This is a genomic window from Pseudomonas glycinis (assembly GCF_054871425.1).
Map to the genome: position 1 here is coordinate 242,604 of NZ_JBTYHF010000008.1, position 18,886 is coordinate 261,489.

Below are 18,886 nucleotides of genomic sequence, written 5' to 3' on the forward strand. Positions count from 1 at the left end.
GTTGCACCTCCCCGACATCAACCACCACCGAGGGCAACACCATGGAAGTACAGCACCAAAGCGGCAGTGATTCGAAGGCTAACACACTCAACAACAGTGACCCCCACGCTCGGCATCTGATGGCTATCAGAATCGTGGGTGCAGCACTCTTCGATTATCGGGTGCGGAAAACCGAAGTAGCGCGGATACGTCTTGAATGCCTTACCACCTTCGCCAAGGAGTTGGGCGACATCGACGCGGCAGAGTTCGCGGTTGTTGCTCAACTACTAGCTAGCAACTCAACAGCCAACCTAATCCCAATTGATCAAGCTCACCCACTCGAAGGAATCGCACTATGAAAACGTTGTTTGTACTGATGGCTCAATACAATGGCCAAGTGGTAATTCCGCTGGATCGAGTGTGCCAGGATTATTTCACGCACCTGACAACGGATATGTTTCAACGCAAAGTGGGTGCCGGGCAGATAAAGCTGCCGATTACTCGCATGGAGCCGAGCCAGAAAAGTGCGAAAGGTGTTCATATTGCAGATCTGTCGGCTTACCTGGACGAACAGCGCGCTGCAGCAGTCAAGGAAAGCCGCCAACTGAATAGCGCACCGCGCAGCAGCTAACTCACTTTAACGTTTTGGCGCCCAGCTTTACGGGCGCCTGCAGGATGCGCTCGAACCACTCCCAAGATGCATAAACATCCCCTCGCCCGCGCAAGTGGGTATAACGGCGCATCGAGTTCCAATCTCGATGTCCCGACACACTCGCCACCCGCGGAATATCCCAGTCCATTTCGAAAAGCCGGCTGACGCCTTCGTGGCGCAGATCGTGAAAGTGCAAATCTGCGATGCCCAGGATTTTGCAGGCTCTTGTCCAGGAAGTGGACACAGATTCAGCGCTGTAAGGAAAAATCTCAGGCAACACTTTAGGCATGGTCTGAAGTATCGCCCATGCTTCTGGCGGCAAATGACACCAGACGTCGTTACCGAGCTTCTGGCCTGGATTCTTCATGTCATGAACCAGCACCCGCTGGCCAGCTTCGTCCAAGTCGTCCCATAGGATCCGAGTGATCTCTTCTTGCCTACGCGTGGAAAACAACGCGAAGCCCGTCAGCTTAAGCATGTTGATCGAAGTCGGACGACGGGTTTGGATATCCTCGAAGTGTGTAAGCAGCTTGTCGAGCTCGTCCAGGGTGGGCCGGCGATCGCGCTCACGGCTTTTCATGTTGTAACCGAGTTTTTTCAACACTCGGCGCGCGTCCACCATTGCGTGTGGGTCTACCTCATAACCCCAAGCGGGACGAGCGATCGAAAGAACTGCGCCCAAGTGTGCGAGATCGTTGCCAGCGGTCTGAGGCTGAACGCTCCCACCCTCCTTGCCCATGCGCCATAACGCATACTCGACCAGGTGCTGGCTGCTAATATCTCTGTCGCTCAACTTTCCCAGGTAAGACTCGCTGATCGCCTTCAACGTGCCGAGTTTCGTTTTCCCGAGAGGGCGCGCCTTTGTCATCTCGGCCAGGTAGCGATCAATCATTTCCTTGATCGTCGCACCAGGTCGGTTCGCCCGCTCTATCGCCCCTGGCTCGTCCAGTTCGGTTTCTCTTTTACGCACCCAAGCCTGTGCGGCCTGTTTTCGGGCGAAGGTCTGGCTCTCTTGGTAGACTTGCGCCCCATCGCGAAACAGGCGTATCTGTGCCGTGTAACTGGTGCTGCCGTCGGTGCGTTTCCGTGCTCTGATCGTGGCCATAGTCAACTGGTACAATTGGAAAAGTGATTGGTACATTGTACCAACCGACCTTAGAAAACGCCTATTTACCCCCTGAAATCGGCCAAGAACACGTAGAGCAAAATGGTACATAAATCAGCTACATACCCAGCAAACACAGGCTCTACGCTGTCTAGAAGGTTTTCAGTTGCGCCCATGATGGATTGGACGGACCGCCATTGCCGTTTCTTCCTACGTCTCCTATCGAAGAACGCCCTGCTCTACACCGAAATGGTCACCACCGGCGCTCTGCTCAACGGCGATCACGAACGTTTCCTGCGTCACAACGAAGCCGAGCACCCGCTCGCGTTGCAGCTCGGCGGTAGTGTTCCGCTCGATCTCGCCGCCTGCGCGCGCATGGCCCAGGAACATGGCTACGACGAGGTGAACCTGAACGTCGGCTGCCCGAGTGATCGTGTGCAAAACAACATGATCGGCGCGTGCCTGATGGGGCATCCGCAGTTGGTGGCCGATTGTGTGAAGGCGATGCGTGATGCGGTGTCGATTCCGGTGACGGTGAAGCACCGGATCGGCATTAACGGGCGCGACAGTTATGCCGAGCTGTGCGATTTCGTCGGTACGGTGCGGGATGCCGGCTGCACCAGTTTTACCGTGCATGCCCGGATTGCGATCCTCGAGGGGTTGTCGCCGAAGGAGAATCGCGACATTCCGCCGTTGCGTTATGACGTCGCGGCGCAGTTGAAGGCGGATTTTCCGGAGCTGGAGATTGTGCTGAACGGCGGGATCAAGACCATGGAAGCCTGCCATGAGCATTTGCAGACCTTCGACGGCGTCATGTTGGGGCGTGAGGCTTATCACAATCCGTATTTGCTGGCGGAGGTAGATCAGCAGTTATTTGGCAGTTCGGCGCCGGTGATCAGTCGGGCTGAGGCGTTGGCGCAGTTGCGGCCGTATATCGCCGAACATCTGCTGGCCGGTGGTGCGATGCATCACATCACGCGGCATGTGTTGGGCCTGGGCACAGGGTTCCCCGGGGCGCGCAAGTTTCGTCAGTTGTTGTCGGTGGATATTCATAAGGCCAAGGATCCGCTGGCGTTGCTGGATCAGGCGGCTGAGTTGCTTGAAGGTCGTTGATTGATGATTTGAGTGTGCGGGCGACGCATGAGCGTTGCCCGGTGTTTTGATGTACTGACAGGATGTCTCTTGGTTATGCCCGCGTTTAAACGTGCTCTGTTCAATAGCTTCACCCTCCTCGCTTTATGCTCGACGGCTTCCTCCAACATCTTCGCCGAGTGCAATTTTGCGCGAGGGTGTGGTGAAGGGAGCGGTGGCCCTTTTGAATCAACGCAAATGTCCGGCTTTCTGGTGTTCACGGCGACGATGGTGTCGGTCGATGGAACCTCGGACATATCCGGCCTCAAAAAACGTGTTTACTCGGCTGAGGAAATCGAAGCCGCGCGGTACTTCCTGGCCAGCGACGGCATGCTGCAAGCCGCGTATTTCACCTCGGCCTTGCAGCGCTTTCGTCAGGAGTCGTCGGATTCGACGTTAAACGATCTCGCCGTGGCGGCGTTGATCAGCGCGCAGTGATCAGGCGGCCGCTGCGGCGGTCCAGTTCACCCAGCCAAACAGCCACGTCGCCAGAATCAACAAACCAAAACCGATCCGGTACCACGCGAACGCGGCATAGCTGTGGTTGGCGATAAATTTCAGCAGGCCACGCACGGCGATCATGGCGAAGATGAATGCGGTGACGAAGCCGAGGGCGAAGACTGGCAGGTCGTTGGGTTGGAACAGGTCGCGGTATTTGTAGCCGGAATAAACGGCGGCGCCGACCATGGTCGGCATGGCGAGGAAGAACGAGAACTCGGTGGCGGCTTTGCGCGAAAGGCCGAAGAGCAGCCCGCCGATGATGGTCGAGCCGGAGCGCGAGGTGCCGGGAATCATCGCCAGGCATTGTACGAAACCGACCTTCAACGCGTGAGACCAGCGCATGTCGTCGACATGTTCGACGCTGACTACATGGCTGCGCTGTTCGGCCCACAACATGACGATGCCGCCGACAACCAGGGCCACCGCAACAGTGATCGGGTTGAACAGGTATTCATGAATCGCGTCGGCGAATAACACGCCGAGGACAACGGCCGGGAAAAACGCGATCAGCAGATTAAGGGTGAAACGTTGCGCGTTGCGCTCGGTGGGCAGGCCTTTGACGATTTCGAAGATCTTCGGACGAAATTCCCAGACCACAGCAAGAATGGCCCCCAGTTGAATAATGATGTTGAACGCCATGGCGCGTTCGCCGCCAAACTCGAGCAGGTCGGCGACAATAATCTGGTGACCGGTACTTGAAATGGGCAAGAACTCGGTCAAGCCTTCGACCGCGCCTAATATCAACACCTGGAAAAGGGTCCAGAAATCCATTAATCCTCCGTCAGAGCACTCAGGGTGAGCGACCAGTCAATAACACTCAGGGGTTGAGTATCTGAAGTAATTCATACAGCGATTCGCCGATCCGGAAGAATAGGGTTTATGCAGAGTTAGACTCAAGAGCTGTTAGTAATCGTCGGCCGACGAACTAAACGGAAAAAATTTACATCTATTACAACAAATATTTCAGTTCAGATATGAAGTGTGATCAACCTCACACTTTGTTGACATGGCCAATCAGTGGCAAAAGGACATAGACAAAGCCATCGCAACAAGCTCAAAATAGTGGCACCATTGCATATAGCCATCATCTACGCGCTAGTTCACAACCACGAGAAAATCAACTAAAAGCTTGAAAAGCTTAGTTATTGTTAGAAATCTCGGGAGACACGTCTAAAATCCGCGCAAATGTTACCAATTGTCAGTCACAGATAAGAACCGGTGCTTTAACATCCCGATGTCAGCACCTAATTCGAGTCAACGCATGATGCTCTCAGGGAACTTGGCGACGAGAAGTCCGCGCCCGACAAATGATGAATCCGGTGTTCTTGCGCTGGGTCGTACACTGGGTGTGGCTGATCATTTGAGATCGCTGATCGCAAAGCACGTGCAGCCCGATATGACCCTGGAAACAGGTGCTTTCACTAGTTCATATAAACAGCACGGCTACATAGGTGCCTATCGCGCCATTTTCGTCATCATCGATAATCCACAAGCTATCGAAGAAAATCTGGCCCTGGTGCAGAACCTGCGCGATGACAACTTGAAGCCGCTTATTTGCGCAATTGTCACCGGCCGCGGCGCCGTCAACAAGATCAAATATTTCCTCGCCGGGGCGGATGCCTGTATCAAGCTCAACACATTGAGCGATGACAGCGAAGACTTGCTGGCGGAGTTCTTCAACAGCGAAGACTGGCAACGAGATATCAATCTCACGCTTGATCCGACGCGGATCTGCCTGATGGACAGTCGGCGCAAACTGGATATCTCTTTCGCCGAAATGAAGATCCTCGAGGCCTTTGCGCACACCGGCAATCACATTCTGAGTCATGATGAAATCGCCAGCATCATGGGCCTCAACGCCAATTTCTACGACCCTCGGGCACTGGAAAAATCAATCAGTCGCTTGCGTGGAAAAATCAAGGACATGTATGGTACAAACGCGATTCAGAGCATCCGCGGCTACGGCTATCGCCTGATGCGGGGCCTGATATCGACTGCCTGAGTCTCGGGCAGTCTTCCCTTTTGCATACGTACGAAGGATCGTCTGATGCAGCCATATCGTTTCAATTGCGCCTCATACTTATTAAAACTCAAGCACTTGAATGAGCACGGCATCACGCCACATAACAATAAAACTCCATAACATAGCAGCAGATCGAGTGGAATTTATCGATGGCCATTTTCGGCCAGAACCCTGCCTACGATTACTTCCGAGGAAGTCATTGCTCGCCTGCCGATTTATCTTTTAGCCAATTTTGGTGTGTATTTAGGAGAGAGACATGGAAACGAGTACAACCCTCCCCAGAAAATATTTTGTTGTTGTGACGCACAGCACAACGTCGCAACGTGAACTGGAAAGCATCTTGTCCAGTGAGCGTTTCAATTCGTTTGGCACGTCGCAGGCACAAATGTTTGTTGAAGGTGTTGCTTCGCCCTCTTCCGCCCCGATGGTCATGGAGTTCAGTTACCCAAGCCTCAGCCGAAAGAATGTTGCGCGCAGTATCGAACATGATACTCAACGCATACTGGCCACTCTTGAAAATGAATGGCGAGCCGCGCAAACAGACAATCCGTTTCAAAGCTTCCCGACCCGCAGTGCAGAACGCGCTCATATCTCCAATGTCAGCGAGAGCACTGAGCCTTGCAGCGACACCTGGCATCTTGACGATGAACAAGGCGTGTTGCTCAAGGACAATGTTGCGATCAGCCTGACTGGCCTGGAAACCGCTCTGGTCAGGAAAATGCTGAGCCATGAAGAGCGCGTGGTCAGTCGTGATGACTTGATCATCAGCATTGGTCGGGAACCCGAGCAATACCGTGGCCTGGAAATGTGCCTGAGCCGATTGCAGGATAAATTCAAGAGCGCAAGTAATGGCGAGCGATTGTTCCGAGCCGTAAGAAATCGCGGATATTGCCTGATTCAAGAAGTCGTTGCGTAACCGAAGAAGACCTTTAAACCGAGACAAACAGATATAAAGTGCGACTACAACAACAAGAAGAGCACTCTGTTTGGTTTTCCCTCCCTGATTCAATAAAAGCTTACCTGCCTCCACCCTTCAACAGTAACAAATACACCCTCGCTTTTTCATCCCCCTCTCTACGACCTTTTCTAACAGCCATCTATTTAATTATTAAAAAGTTGGCATTGTGCCATCTTGTTAGAACTCGTCAGACACCATTCCCGGCAATAACTTAGTCTATTGGCTGACGACAGTTCGGCTCTCGATGTTGTTACCTCAAGACACTCGCTAAAACAAAAACAATAAGTCTGCATAACAACTCGGCTTTCAACTGTTGAAACCTGAATGGACGTCTTTTGGGGATATCGTATGGACCTTTCTCTCAGTATTAATCGAAGCACGGGCCTCAAGGGACTGACCTTTTGGGGCCAATGGGCGCTGGCACAGGCTTTCGTTGTGACGCTGCTGTTCATTCTCGCTGAACAGCACACCGGCACGGTCGCGTTCTACTACCGAATGTGCGCCACCCTTGCCGTCCTGGCCTCGGTGCCGGCTTACACATTCAGCGGCGTTTATCGCAAACGCGACAACTACCTGACCGGCCTCGGCCGCTTGTTCATGGGCTGGTCAATGACCATGGCCGCGCTGGCATGCATCGCGTTTGTCTGCCAGGCCGATGAGCTGTTTTCCCGTCAGGTGATTCTCAGCTGGGCGGTGTATGGCTTCCTCGGTCAGGCGTTCCTCTACGCGCCGCTGCATGCGTTTTCCAAGTACTACCAGCGTTCGCGTAAAAGCGAACACCGGACGTTGATCGTCGGTACTGGCGAATTGGCGTTGGGCCTGGCGAAAAAGCTCAGCCAACTGGAAAACCTGCCGCTGATCGGTCTGGTCAGCAACGGTGACAAACCGGTCCTCGCTTCCGACGCACCGCGTGTCGTTGGCGCTCAGGACGAGTTGCTCGAGCTGATCGAAGCCCACGACATCCGTCGTTTGTACATCACACTGCCGCTGTGCGAAGCCGCGAAAATCGAAGCGATGTATGTCGATTTGCTCGGGGCCAACGTCGATGTGGTGTGGGTGCCGGACTTGAACAGCCTGACCCTGCTCAACCACTCGGTAAAAGTCGTGGACGGCCTGCCGGCGATCTACTTGAACGAAAGCCCGCTGACCAGCCGCCCGACCGCTGCCCTGAGCAAGAGTCTGGTTGAGAAAACCGTGGCATTCCTGGCGATCATCGCGCTCAGTCCGCTGCTGTTGATCATCGCTCTGGCGGTGAAAATCAACTCGCCCGGCCCGGTATTTTTCAAGCAGGACCGCCATGGCTGGAACGGCAAGGTGATCAAGGTCTGGAAATTCCGCTCGATGCGTGTCCACGATGACCGCGAAGTGAAACAGGCCAGCCGCAATGACTCGCGCATTACCGCAGTAGGCCGTTTTATTCGCCGTACTTCGCTGGACGAGCTACCGCAGTTGTTCAACGTGTTGCAGGGGCACATGGCGCTGGTGGGGCCACGGCCGCATGCGGTGGCGCACAACAATTACTACTCGGGCAAGATCCTCGCTTACATGGCCCGTCACCGAATCAAACCGGGCATCACTGGCCTGGCACAGATCAGCGGCTGCCGGGGTGAGACCGACACCATCGACAAGATGCAGAAGCGTGTCGAGATCGACCTGCAGTACATCAACAGCTGGTCGTTGTGGCTGGATCTGAAGATCCTGGTGAAGACGCCGTTTACGTTGTTGTCGAAGGATATTTACTGAGGTTCAGCGCTGCAGATCACAAGGGGACGAAAGTCCCCTTTTTTGTGGGCGGGATTTGGGTAACCGGTATCGACTACAGGTGCGACCCTGTGGGAGCGAGCCTGCTCGCGAAAGCGTTGTGTCAGGCGATGGCGATGTTGGATGTGCCGGACCATTCGCGAGCAGGCTCGCTCCCACAGGGATTCGGGTGATGACCAGGATGTGTGGCGTGACGCCGATCAAGTGTAGGAGCGAGCCTGCTCGCGAAAGCGTTGTGTCAGGCACTGGAGATGTTGGATGCGCCGGCGCCTTCGCGAGCAGGCTCGCTCCCACAGGGATTCGGGTGATGACCAGGATGTGTGGCGTGACGCCGATCAAGTGTAGGAGCGAGCCTGCTCGCGAAAGCGTTGTGTCAGGCACTGAAGATGTTGGATGTGCCGGGCCATTCGCGAGCAGGCTCACTCCCACAGACCAGCGCTTACTCGGTAATCTTTTCGAAGTTGCGATAGAACATGTCCCCTTCCCGGCTATCCGTCATCGAGTGCAGTTGATAGCTGCGGCTCAGTCTGGCGCCGCCATCTCGGGTCAGTGGTGCCCAGACCAGGTTGGCGCGGCGCATGGTCGACATGCTCATCATTTCGTCGAACGGGATCGACAGGTACAGGCCTTTGTCGAAACTACCTTCGCCATATTCCGCGCTGCTGGCCGTGGTGATGGTCGCCCAGGCACCGACGCGCACGCCGTTGAAGAACTCACGGGAAATATCCACGGTGGTGCCCCAGTCTCCGGCCAGATAGCGACCGACACTGACCGCCGCCAGCGTGTCGAACGGCAGATCGGTATAGCCGGTGATATGCCCGGTCACGACCGAGTAATCGCGCAAGGCAAAGCCCTGATCGAAATCACGTTGGCGCACCCAGTTCAGATCCGCGCCCAGCGACCAGCGCTCGCCGGTCGGGCGGAACAACACTTCCGCGCCGACGCCGGCAAACATCGATTCCAGATAACCGCCGTACACCATGCCGTACAGGTCTTTATCCAACTGCTCGGCATGGCTGAGCTGGAACAACGGCATGGTCGTGTTTGACGTCGTCAGGTACTGGCGCAGATCCGTGCGCACGCGGGGCAATCCGCTCGGCGCGTCGTAGACGAATTTGTCGAAGTTGTTGACCAGGTTGGCGCTGAGCAAACCGCTCCACCAGGTGTTGCGGTTGAAGCGATATTCCGCGTCCGCATCAGCACTGAATTGATAGAGCAAACCATCCGGGCCGCCGACGTTCTGCTTGAAGCCCAGACCCACGCCATAGCTGAAATGCTGCGGCGCTTCGGTGTAGAGGGTTTTCTCGTTGTGCGGCATCGCCGGGTTGATTTCGGTGGTGCGGTGCAGCGCCTCCAAGGGTTCTTCGTTGTTGATCACTTCGCGAAAGGTCTGGCGCGGCAGGCTGGTTTCTTCCAGCGGCAAGTCGTAGCGCTTGTTGACCACGGTGAACCAGTCGATGTCGTCGTTGACGCTGTTGTCGAGAATCCGGCTCGCGCGGCCAACGGCTTTGGACGAATGGAAATAACGCTGCTGCTCGCCATAGACGATCAGTTCGGAATCGCGCTGGCTGATGCGCTCGACCTTGTACCCGGCATTCTGCTGCAAACGCCGCGACACATCGGCCCAGTTGACCTGTTCCATCGAGGTCGTCGGCGCCTTCGCCGGCAGCGGTTCGGGGGTCGGGTCGTAGGTTTTGGCCGGCGCCTTGCGGCTGACGAAATTGGTGTGAAAGGTCACGCCGAACATCGCCGTATTGCCCCGCTCCCACGCGGCGCTCAGGTCGATCGAATCGGTCACCTTGAACACTGCGCCGAGGTTGATCGGCGAGTCCTGTTTGATCTCGTTGTCCTTCGGCTCGTTTTTGTAGTCGTTACCTTCGAATTCAAGCTTCAAACTCAGCCGATCCCAAGGCGTCTGGTAGCTCACGCCACCGAACAGTGAAGGCTTGCCGCGAAAGTACGCGCCGGAGTTGACGTCACCGGTGCCTTCCAGCGCCGGGCGCGTATCGAAGCGATTGCTGACGTAGCCCAGCGGGTTGTCGAAGTCGCCGCGATTACCGATGTAGCCCCAGGCAATGCCGGCGCTGAAGTCGAAATTGTCGAAGCGCTTGTTGGCGACGAAGAATTCGCTGGAGAACAAACCGGTACCACCGATATCTCGAAAGCCCAGCGCCACTTCCGGCGCCCAGTGGCTTTCCTGCCACAGGCGTACTTTGGCGTCGACCGCCTTGTCCTTGTAGCTTTGACTGCCGCTGAGGGCCTCCGAGCCGTACGGCCGGTTGGTGATCGCGGTGTAGCGGAACGAACCTTCGAGCCAGTCCAGCGGTTGCAACGACACGCTGTAGCGGCTGTACGGGTCGGTGCGGTTGGCATTGACGCTCAGCTCGCCGGCCGGGGCCATGCGCGCCGTCGGTGTCTGCAACAGACCGGCGCCACCGAAGTCATTCTGGGTGATGCGCGGCTCGGCGTGAGCCAGACCGCAGGGCAATAACAACACAGCTGCAAAACGTAACTTCAACGAACCACCTCGGCCAGCTGCGTGGCAATGAATTCGGCCAACTGCTGATTCAGTTCAGGAAGAGGCGGATCTAGATCATCATTTTTAATCGGCACCAGAATCCTGCTGCCAGCCACCGGAAACTGCCCGCTCTCGCGATTCCAGTGCGCGATGCCGACGCGCCGCGAGACGCCGTTGGGCTGGATCAACCACAGGTAATCGGCCTCGGCATCGTCGAGAATCGAGCAGCCTTCGAGATATTCGAGCGCCTCCTGCAATGGCTGGTACGGCAAGTGACATGGCTCGGTGACCGCGCCTAACACCTGCACTTCATCAACCCGTTTCGGATAGATCAGCCGATCGCCGTCATCCAGGCGAATGTTGCGCGCGAAGCCGACTTCCACCGCCACCGGATCAAGGTCAGCGATCTGCCGTCCGGTCACTGGCATTTGTCGAACCTCTTCAGCAATGCGCTGCGCCAGCGCTGCGCGACTTGGCCGATCAAACAGCGTTGCCATGCGCTGCAGCACCTCAAGATCAAACAACACGCCGACCTTGAGCCGTGTCTGTTTCTCGACCAGCGACTGGCGCAACAAGCCGCCCGCCAGCCAATAGCCTTCGGCATTGGGCACGGCTTCGCTGATCACATCGAACAGGCGTCCACCCGGCGGCAATGCGATCGGACCGGGATTGGCGACGTCGCCGGACACAGTGACGGCGGCCTGACTCGCCCCTGCGATCAGCAGAAGACCCGCCGCGATTAGGCTTAAGCGCTTCACGGCAGATGCCTGCGGTCAGGAGTCAATTGCACCAGCTTCACGCGCAGTTGCGAGGTCAGTTGTTGCTCGCTTTGCAGGATGAAACCGTCGCGCGGGTCGACCCAGTAACGGTTGGTCGCACTGAGGCCGATGGCTGGCGCGTCGATCTGTTCATCGACGCGCAGCACCGAGTAAGCCTTGTCGAGAATCTCCAGGGTCTCGGTGGAACGGCGCGAAAAGCGGCTGTTGACGATCACGCCGACTTCCTGGCCCTTGTACAGATCAATCCAGCGCCGTGTGGTGAAACCGTCGGCGACGTGATGCAGGCCTTGCTTGAACGGCGAGTCATCAGCCAGCCGCGTGCCATCCAGATCACCTTGCAGGCCGAGGCCGATACTGCGCACGGCGAGGCCATCGCGCAGCAGCAACACCTGCTTGCCGGAGGCGACCCAGAATTGCAGGTCTTCGCGCTCGCGCACCAGCGCCAGTACACCTGAGCCGGATGGCGTGGTCAGTTTCAGTTGCGGGTAGTTGACCCCGGCGACTTCGGCCGCTGTCACATCAACCTCGTCGGGGCCGACGACGGCGGCTTTGAGGTTGTTCAGCGATGCGCTCATCAGCGGGTTACAGCCGCACAGCAACGAGGCCGCCATCAGGCAGACGCCCACTTTCAATAGGTTCACAGTCGGGCGGCCTTATTTGCTGTTGTTGCTGTATTCGCTCCAGTTCTTCGCTGCCGAAGCCCCGGTACCGACAATCGACGCCGACGGCACCAACTGGCTGATGAAACGGTTCCAGCGCGTAACGTTGGCCGGGCCGACGTAGACGACATCCTGCGGCCGCACCTGAAAGTGCGAGGCCAGCGCCATGGCGGTCGGCGATTCGGCTTCGAGCTGATAGATCTTGGCCGGCTCGACGTCGAGATTTTCCACGCCGCGAATCACGTACACCGCGTTGCCGTTGGAACTGGTCTGACTCAGGCCACCGACCGAACCGAGCACGTCAGAGAGGTTCATGGTCGCGGTCTTGAAGCTCAGCGCGCGCGGCTGGTTGACTTCGCCCATGACGTAGATGCGCTTGTTGTCGTTGTACGGCAGATACAGCTGATCGCCGCCCTTGAGGTAGACGTTCTGCAGTTCGGAGTCCTGCTGATTGAGCGAGTCGAGATTGAGCGGATAGACCCGCCCGTTGCGCGTCAGCAGCAGCCCGGACAAGTCAGCATTGTTGGTGTCGATGCCGGCGGAACCGAGGGCTTCGACCACACTCAGCGGATTGGTCGAAATCGCTTGCGGGCCGGCCTTCGTGACGGCGCCGGTGACCACGACTTTCTGGCTGGCGAAGCGCAACACCGCGACGTCGACCTGCGGCTCGGCGATGAATGCCGACAGGCGTTGTTCGATGTCCGCGCGCAGTTGCTGGATGGTCCGGCCGGCGGCCTGGACTTCCTTGATGAACGGGTAATACAGCGTGCCATCGGAGCGCACCAGACGGCCGTTGGCATCGATCTGTTGTTGCGCGCCGGAGGGGGCAGTCAGCTCCGGGTGATCCCAGACGGTGATGTACAGCACGTCATTGTTGCCGATGCGATATTCCGCCGGCGTCACCAGCAGCTCCGCCGGCAGCGACTCACGCTTCTGGGTGGCGCGGTTCATGGCGATCAGCTTCGGGGTGATCGGAATCAGCTCGACCCGACTGCTTTCGCTGGCACCCTGGCGGGTGATATCGCTGGTGCTCAGGTACTGGCCGGGGGAAAACATGCAACCTTGCAAAGCGAGACTTGCCAACATTAAAAGATAAACACTACGAGTCATAATGGCACTACGCTATTCAAGGGCGAATCCAAAAAACAAAGTCACCCGACTTGCGTCGGGCGACTCTGTACTGCACTAACAAATGTTCCTGTTAGTTATGCGTGCCGGTTGTACCGGTGGTACCCGTCGTACCGGTGGTACCGCCGTTGGCACTGCCACCGCTGTTGGACGCCGCTACAGCACTGGCAACCATTGCAGTACTGGCCGCGGGCGCTTGCGAAGCCGCCACACTGCCACCTACATTGGTTACCGCTGTCAACGGCGCTTCAGCGGCGGCAGCCCAGTTGCTCAACATCGTCAACAGGGCAACTGCCATCACTTTTTTCATAACAACTCCTTTCTAACATTCGAACTGTTAAAAAACAGATCTGTGTCAGAGCTGGTAGCTTTCAAGTCCGCAAAGAGCGCGAACAAGATCCGTTGTTCTTTCACAGTCCTGTGCAACTGCTAAAGTCGAACGGCAGGTTTATATCTACGGATTTGCAAATGGCATTGCCAGTGTAATTTCCCGACGTTATCTAACAACCTGACTGAAACTAACATCGGACTAAATGGCCATCATCGCGAATAACCATTGGGATGATTCGATTGCCAGCGCCAAGTGTCGGCGACCATGTCCTGCAAGTTGCGCGTGGCTTTCCAGCCGAGTTCTTTCGCCGCTTTCGAAGCATCGGCAAAACTCTCGGCGATATCACCGGCGCGGCGCGGCATCATCCGGTACGGCACCGGCCGCCCGCAGGCCTGTTCGAACGCATGCAGCACTTGCAGCACGCTGTAGCCATCGCCGGTGCCGAGGTTCCAGGTGTGGATGCCGGTGCGCTCGCTGATCGACTGCAACGCTTTCAAATGCCCATCCGCCAGATCGACGACATGAATGTAATCGCGCACGCCGGTGCCATCGGAGGTCGGGTAATCGTTACCGAAAATCGACAGCTCACGCAGGCTGCCGACCGCAACCTGGCTGATATACGGCACCAGATTGTTCGGAATGCCGTTGGGGTCTTCGCCCATGTGCCCGCTGGCGTGGGCGCCGATCGGGTTGAAATAGCGCAGCAGCGCAATGCTCCAGCGCGGCTCGGCGAGGCTCAGGTCGCGCAGCACGTTCTCGACGATCAGCTTGGACTGACCGTAGGGATTGGTCGGATTGCCCGTCGGAAAATCCTCGCGAATCGGCATCTCTTCAGGCTCGCCGTACACCGTCGCCGAGGAACTGAACACCAGGCGGAACACCCCCGCCGCTGCCATCGCCTGACACAGAGTGATGCTGCCGCCGACGTTGGTTTCGTAGTATTCGAGCGGCTTGCGCACACTCTCGCCCACGGCTTTGAGCCCGGCGAAATGCAGCACGGCGTCGATCTGATGCTCGCGGAAAATCCGGTCGAGCAGCGGCCGATCGCAGACATCGCCGCGAATCATCCATGCACTTTTGCCGCAAATGGCTTCAACGGCGTGAAGTGCTGCGTCGCTGCTGTTACAAAGATTATCCAGAACGACAACTTCATAACCTGCCTCAAGCAATGCAAGTGTGGTATGCGAGCCGATATAGCCGGCACCACCCGTTACCAGAATCTTCATAGCGCGGTCCGTCATTGAATAAATACCCGGTAGCGTGTCAAGCCATGCCTGGTGGAGATGCGAAGCAATTCACACAAACAGGGCGACAACAACCTCAAACAAATTTAGTTCAACCACTGGCAATAATTATTTTTGCCGGTCAAACTGTTTGACGGGTACTTATTAGCACTCCCTGGACACTTATCACTATCGACAGATACCGACTAAAAATAACTAATAACCAAGTAGTCGACATCTCATAACATTAGCGTTTTTTAACAGCGCAACTAATTGCCAGCAACAACCTGACTCGGGTATTAAAGTAAGCCTTCAATAATCATTGAAACTTGCCGCCACTTTCTGGTGCGCAACCGTCGCCTGTGTTCCATGACTGTCCAGGATACTTTTATGATTCGTAAATGTTTGTTCCCCGCTGCCGGCTACGGCACGCGTTTCTTGCCGGCGACCAAAGCCATGCCGAAAGAGATGCTGCCGATCGTCAACAAGCCGTTGATCGAATACGCCGTTGAAGAAGCGCGGGACGCCGGCCTGCAACACATGGCCATCGTCACCGGCCGGGGCAAGCGCGCGCTGGAAGACCACTTCGACATCAGCTACGAACTCGAGCACCAGATCCGTGGCACCGAGAAAGAGAAATTCCTCGCCGGCACCCGCGAGCTGATCGACACTTGCACCTTCTCCTATACCCGTCAGGTGGAAATGAAAGGCCTGGGCCACGCCATTCTCAGCGGTCGCCCATTGATCGGCGACGAGCCGTTTGCCGTGGTGCTGGCCGACGACCTGTGCCTGAACCTCGAAGGCGACGGTGTGCTGTCGCAGATGATCCAGCTGTACAGGAAATTCCGCTGCTCGATCGTCGCCATCCAGGAAGTCCCGGCCGACCAGACCCACAAGTACGGGGTGATTGCCGGTGAGCTGATTTCCGAGGGCATCTACCGGGTCAACAACATGGTGGAAAAACCGGCGCCGCAGGACGCGCCGTCAAACCTGGCGATCATCGGGCGCTACATCCTCACCCCGGACATCTTCGACCTGATTGCCGACACCGAACCGGGCAAGGGCGGCGAAATCCAGATCACCGACGCACTGATGAAACAGGCGCAGAACGGCTGCGTGCTGGCCTACAAATTCAAAGGCCTGCGCTTTGATTGCGGCGATGCCGAGGGCTACTTGCAGGCGACCAACTTCTGCTACGACAACGTGTACCTCAAGGGCCGCTGAGACGGCCCCCCATCACCAGAGGCAGGCAACCATGAACATTGCACAACATTCGACAGAGATTGAACGTGAGGTGGGCAACCTCGGGGTGATGAGCTGGTTGTCGCGCCATCAACCGCTGCCCAGCGCCAACGAGACCTGGCTGGGCACGATTCTGCTGGTGGAGCGGATCGGTGTGTTTCCTGCGTCCGGCGATATTCGCCGGCCGCTGCGCGATCCTTATCCGCTGCTCGCGCACCTGAAGGCGTCGTATGGCGAACAGGCGCTGGAAATGGATGACCGCGATGGCCTGAAAGTGATCTTCAGCGACTGGCGCTTCCGCGTGCGCATCTGCTGCAACGACCCGGCGATCATCATTAACGTCGAGACCCGTTGTGATGCGCGGTTGATGCCGCGCAAGCTTGACGAACTGCTGGGGCTCATCGACGCCTTCAAGCACGACGCCTGATCACCCGGGCGTCACGCCGATCCATTGTGGGAGCGAGCCTGCTCGCGAAAGCGGCGGCACAGTCAGCATTGATCGTTCCCACGCTCCGCGTGGGAATGCATCCAGTGACGCTCTGCGTCACGCTGCGGAGGGACGCGGAGCGTCCCGGGCGGCATTCCCACGCGGAGCGTGGGAACGATCATGGTGGCGAGTCGTCGCAACCGGTACTCGTACCCGTTATCCAGCGATAAAAATAACCGGCAATCACCTTCCCGCCCGTGGCCGGCAACGGATGAATCTTGTCCGGGCCAATCATCGCGCTGGCGTAGCGTTTGACGTCGGGGCCGAACGCGCATTGCAGGTTGGCGAAGCCCAAATGCTGCTCCCGCGCCCACGGTTCGAGCACCTGCGCATAGGCCGACATCGGATAAGCACTGGAGCGCGTGGTGTCCTGACGCATGATCAGGTTGATGCTCGCCGCCGGCTGAATCTCGCGCAGCATGCTCACCAGGCCCTGAACGTTTTGCAGGTACTGCGCAGGTTTGACGCCGAAGCCCTGATCGTTGCCGCCGAGCATGATCAGGTAAACATCGGCCGGGATCTTCGACACCACGGCTTTCCACTGCGCCTGCCACTGTGGATCGGCGTGATAGAAATCCGCGGATGCCGCGCCGGACGCCGCCAGTTTCGACACCCGAATGCCCTTCTCATCATTCGTCATCCAAAGGCCGAACAACGTGGGCGCGCCCTTCACCACTTCCAGTTTGAATGACCAGTCTGCGGCTGATGGAACGCCCGCTAGCGCGACTTCCTGAACGCCTGAGCCTGCGAGTTTCAACGGTTGCCAGGCTTGCGCGGGCGACCAGCGATAGCGCAACTCATCGGATTCGCCATTGCCCAGATACAACAGTTTCGCCTCAGTGACCGTGGTATCGATGCGCGGCGAAGGGCTGGCATCCACTTGCAACCAGGCGCCCGGCTTGCCGCTGATCGTGCGACTGTCCGGACTGGCCTGCCCCAGCGCGGAAACCTTCCACTCGCCGCCAAAGTATTTGTCGCTGCTGCGGGTGTATTTGAAATGCGTGCCGCCCAGCGCCGCGCCGTGGTTGAAACCGACGTAACCGGGGCCGGCAAAACCCACCTCGGCAGCCACTCGCTGCACCAGTTTGTTCAGGTAGAAATCCTGCCCGGCGGTGTAGCTGTCGCCGATCACCGAAACCGCCAACACCTTGCCGGCCTTGCCCTCGCGCCACTGCGCAAAGCGCTGGCGGGCATCGTCTACCGTGATGGCCGTGGTGGCGACGGGTTGAGGGGCGTCTACTGGCATCATTGAATATTTCCTTTGTCCGGGATGGCCCCTTCGCGAGCAGGCTCGCTCCCACAAAAGACCTTGTGCAATTCACACAACCTCTGTGGGAGCGAGCCTGCTCGCGAAGCTTTCAGCTGCTCTGCGTCTGCACCACCGGAGCGACAATCACCGGTGCTTTTTTCTTCGCCGCGCGCTCGCCAAGGAACAGCACCGAAGTGAAGTTGAAACGACTGAACACCATCGCCAACAGCACCGGCCCGAGCAATCCACAACTCAGACCACCAAGCACCAGCAAGCTCTCATCCTTCACGCCGAGGCGCCCAAGGACAAACCGCGAGGTCGCTGCGAACAGCACATGGAAAAGGAAAATCGCATAGGAATACCCGCCGAGCCAGGTCAGCGCTTTCGAGCGCATGTCACTCGACAGCAATGCGATACAAGACACGCACCCCACCGTCAAACCAATCAGGCTGCGGCGATCGACAATCAGCTCACGATCAATCGCCGCGACGTACAGCAACGTCAGCGAGATCAGCACAAACAATAGCGGCCCGATCACTTTGAAACGCTGTTTCAAAACATCGACATTTTCCTGACCGATCATCCCTGCAACAAAAAACGGCAGCAGGTAAATCGCACCGTTGATACCGAACGCATCCAGCGGCAACGGCGGCAGCAGGAACAACACCGCCGCAAACGCAAACAAACCATACAACCGCGTCGCCGAACGCAGCAGGCCGCGCCACTCCAGCAAGCCGACGAAGATGAAAATGCTGAACACCGCCTGCAGGAACCAGAAGTGGTTGATCGGTACCCAGAACGACAACAACGCATCGATCACGCCGACGTCCTTGTTCACCCCCGGCCCCACCGCTTGCAGTACCGAGAACGGCACGCCGACACAGAACAGCGGCACGATCAGCCGCCGCACCTTGCCGGCGAAGAACGCGGAAAAGTCATTGCCGCGAATCTTGTAGATCGAATAGATGTAGCCGGAGATGAACGTGAACAGCGGCATGCGCACGTACACCATCGAGTCGGCGATGACCCGGAACGGCGAGCCGATGTCGATCTTCAAGCCGCCGCCCAGCGGGCCGATGACGTGATAGAGCACCAGCAGCAGGCACGCCAGGCCGCGCAGGGTTTCGATCTCCAGGGATTTTTTCTTGCTCGACATAGAG

The 18,886-nt window shown here is 57.3% G+C and carries 19 protein-coding genes; 9 read left to right on the plus strand and 10 right to left on the minus strand.

Annotation, left to right across the window (positions count from 1 at the left end; translation table 11 throughout):
* Positions 1-41: 41 nt before the first annotated feature.
* A complete protein-coding gene (locus ACYSTU_RS20290) occupies positions 42-338 on the plus strand; it encodes a hypothetical protein (protein WP_483585625.1) in 297 nt (98 codons plus the stop codon).
* Complete coding sequence (locus ACYSTU_RS20295) at positions 335-610, plus strand: pyocin activator PrtN family protein (RefSeq protein ID WP_483585627.1); 276 nt, start codon at positions 335-337, stop codon at positions 608-610. The genes ACYSTU_RS20290 and ACYSTU_RS20295 overlap by 4 nt, the downstream gene beginning before the upstream one ends.
* 1 nt (position 611) lies before the next feature.
* Here ACYSTU_RS20295 and ACYSTU_RS20300 read toward each other — a convergent pair whose 3' ends face one another.
* A complete protein-coding gene (locus ACYSTU_RS20300; RefSeq protein ID WP_499001324.1) occupies positions 612-1,736 on the minus strand; it encodes a site-specific integrase in 1,125 nt (374 codons plus the stop codon).
* A 102-nt stretch (positions 1,737-1,838) separates the two neighbouring features.
* Between ACYSTU_RS20300 and dusA the strand changes: the two genes are divergently transcribed.
* Together dusA and ACYSTU_RS20310 are read left to right on the plus strand one after the other, a co-directional pair.
* Positions 1,839-2,849 carry a tRNA dihydrouridine(20/20a) synthase DusA gene (gene dusA / locus ACYSTU_RS20305; protein ID WP_499001237.1) on the plus strand — a complete coding sequence of 337 codons (1,011 nt, stop codon included), beginning with the start codon at positions 1,839-1,841 and terminating at the stop codon, positions 2,847-2,849.
* A gap of 75 nt (positions 2,850-2,924) precedes the next feature.
* The gene (locus ACYSTU_RS20310) at positions 2,925-3,305 is read left to right on the plus strand and encodes a DUF2388 domain-containing protein (RefSeq protein ID WP_038861924.1); all 381 of its coding nucleotides are present in this window, start codon (positions 2,925-2,927) and stop codon (positions 3,303-3,305) included.
* Here the strand turns inward: ACYSTU_RS20310 and ACYSTU_RS20315 are convergent, their stop codons facing one another.
* Positions 3,306-4,139 carry an undecaprenyl-diphosphate phosphatase gene (locus ACYSTU_RS20315; RefSeq protein ID WP_252882395.1) on the minus strand — a complete coding sequence of 278 codons (834 nt, stop codon included), beginning with the start codon at positions 4,137-4,139 and terminating at the stop codon, positions 3,306-3,308.
* 490 nt (positions 4,140-4,629) lie between these two features.
* Here ACYSTU_RS20315 and ACYSTU_RS20320 point away from each other — a divergent pair, with 490 nt between their 5' ends.
* The 3 genes from ACYSTU_RS20320 to ACYSTU_RS20330 all read left to right on the plus strand — a co-directional run bounded on the left by ACYSTU_RS20320 (position 4,630) and on the right by ACYSTU_RS20330 (position 8,092).
* Complete coding sequence (locus ACYSTU_RS20320) at positions 4,630-5,370, plus strand: winged helix-turn-helix domain-containing protein (protein ID WP_499001240.1); 741 nt, start codon at positions 4,630-4,632, stop codon at positions 5,368-5,370.
* Between the two features lie 277 nt (positions 5,371-5,647).
* Positions 5,648-6,307, plus strand: a complete 660-nt coding sequence (locus ACYSTU_RS20325; RefSeq protein WP_041477289.1) for a winged helix-turn-helix domain-containing protein — start codon at positions 5,648-5,650, stop codon at positions 6,305-6,307.
* A gap of 390 nt (positions 6,308-6,697) precedes the next feature.
* Entirely contained in the window at positions 6,698-8,092 is a 1,395-nt protein-coding gene (locus tag ACYSTU_RS20330; RefSeq protein ID WP_016775452.1) for an undecaprenyl-phosphate glucose phosphotransferase, read from the plus strand.
* 457 nt (positions 8,093-8,549) lie between these two features.
* Here ACYSTU_RS20330 and ACYSTU_RS20335 read toward each other — a convergent pair whose 3' ends face one another.
* The 6 genes from ACYSTU_RS20335 to galE all read right to left on the minus strand — a co-directional run bounded on the left by ACYSTU_RS20335 (position 8,550) and on the right by galE (position 14,751).
* Positions 8,550-10,628 carry a YjbH domain-containing protein gene (locus tag ACYSTU_RS20335; RefSeq protein ID WP_024013608.1) on the minus strand — a complete coding sequence of 693 codons (2,079 nt, stop codon included), beginning with the start codon at positions 10,626-10,628 and terminating at the stop codon, positions 8,550-8,552.
* Complete coding sequence (locus ACYSTU_RS20340; RefSeq protein WP_499001246.1) at positions 10,625-11,386, minus strand: capsule biosynthesis GfcC family protein; 762 nt, start codon at positions 11,384-11,386, stop codon at positions 10,625-10,627. The genes ACYSTU_RS20335 and ACYSTU_RS20340 overlap by 4 nt, the downstream gene beginning before the upstream one ends.
* Positions 11,383-12,048 (minus strand): YjbF family lipoprotein, encoded by a 666-nt coding sequence (locus ACYSTU_RS20345; protein WP_039760706.1) that lies wholly within the window; start codon positions 12,046-12,048, stop codon positions 11,383-11,385. The genes ACYSTU_RS20340 and ACYSTU_RS20345 overlap by 4 nt, the downstream gene beginning before the upstream one ends.
* Before the next feature lie 12 nt (positions 12,049-12,060).
* Positions 12,061-13,176, minus strand: a complete 1,116-nt coding sequence (locus ACYSTU_RS20350) for a polysaccharide biosynthesis/export family protein (protein WP_172667912.1) — start codon at positions 13,174-13,176, stop codon at positions 12,061-12,063.
* A gap of 91 nt (positions 13,177-13,267) precedes the next feature.
* Positions 13,268-13,504 carry a hypothetical protein gene (locus tag ACYSTU_RS20355; protein WP_016775457.1) on the minus strand — a complete coding sequence of 79 codons (237 nt, stop codon included), beginning with the start codon at positions 13,502-13,504 and terminating at the stop codon, positions 13,268-13,270.
* Positions 13,505-13,734: 230 nt separating this feature from the next.
* Positions 13,735-14,751: a UDP-glucose 4-epimerase GalE gene (gene galE / locus ACYSTU_RS20360; RefSeq protein ID WP_024013612.1), complete on the minus strand. Its 1,017-nt coding sequence runs from the start codon at positions 14,749-14,751 to the stop codon at positions 13,735-13,737.
* A gap of 387 nt (positions 14,752-15,138) precedes the next feature.
* Here galE and galU point away from each other — a divergent pair, with 387 nt between their 5' ends.
* A complete protein-coding gene (galU, locus tag ACYSTU_RS20365; RefSeq protein ID WP_041477294.1) occupies positions 15,139-15,972 on the plus strand; it encodes a UTP--glucose-1-phosphate uridylyltransferase GalU in 834 nt (277 codons plus the stop codon).
* 31 nt (positions 15,973-16,003) lie between these two features.
* Positions 16,004-16,417: a mannose-1-phosphate guanylyltransferase gene (locus ACYSTU_RS20370; protein ID WP_136493869.1), complete on the plus strand. Its 414-nt coding sequence runs from the start codon at positions 16,004-16,006 to the stop codon at positions 16,415-16,417.
* A 178-nt stretch (positions 16,418-16,595) separates the two neighbouring features.
* Here ACYSTU_RS20370 and ACYSTU_RS20375 read toward each other — a convergent pair whose 3' ends face one another.
* Positions 16,596-17,726, minus strand: a complete 1,131-nt coding sequence (locus ACYSTU_RS20375; protein ID WP_499001253.1) for an SGNH/GDSL hydrolase family protein — start codon at positions 17,724-17,726, stop codon at positions 16,596-16,598.
* A gap of 109 nt (positions 17,727-17,835) precedes the next feature.
* Complete coding sequence (locus tag ACYSTU_RS20380) at positions 17,836-18,882, minus strand: acyltransferase family protein (protein WP_324175673.1); 1,047 nt, start codon at positions 18,880-18,882, stop codon at positions 17,836-17,838.
* Positions 18,883-18,886: the final 4 nt, after the last annotated feature.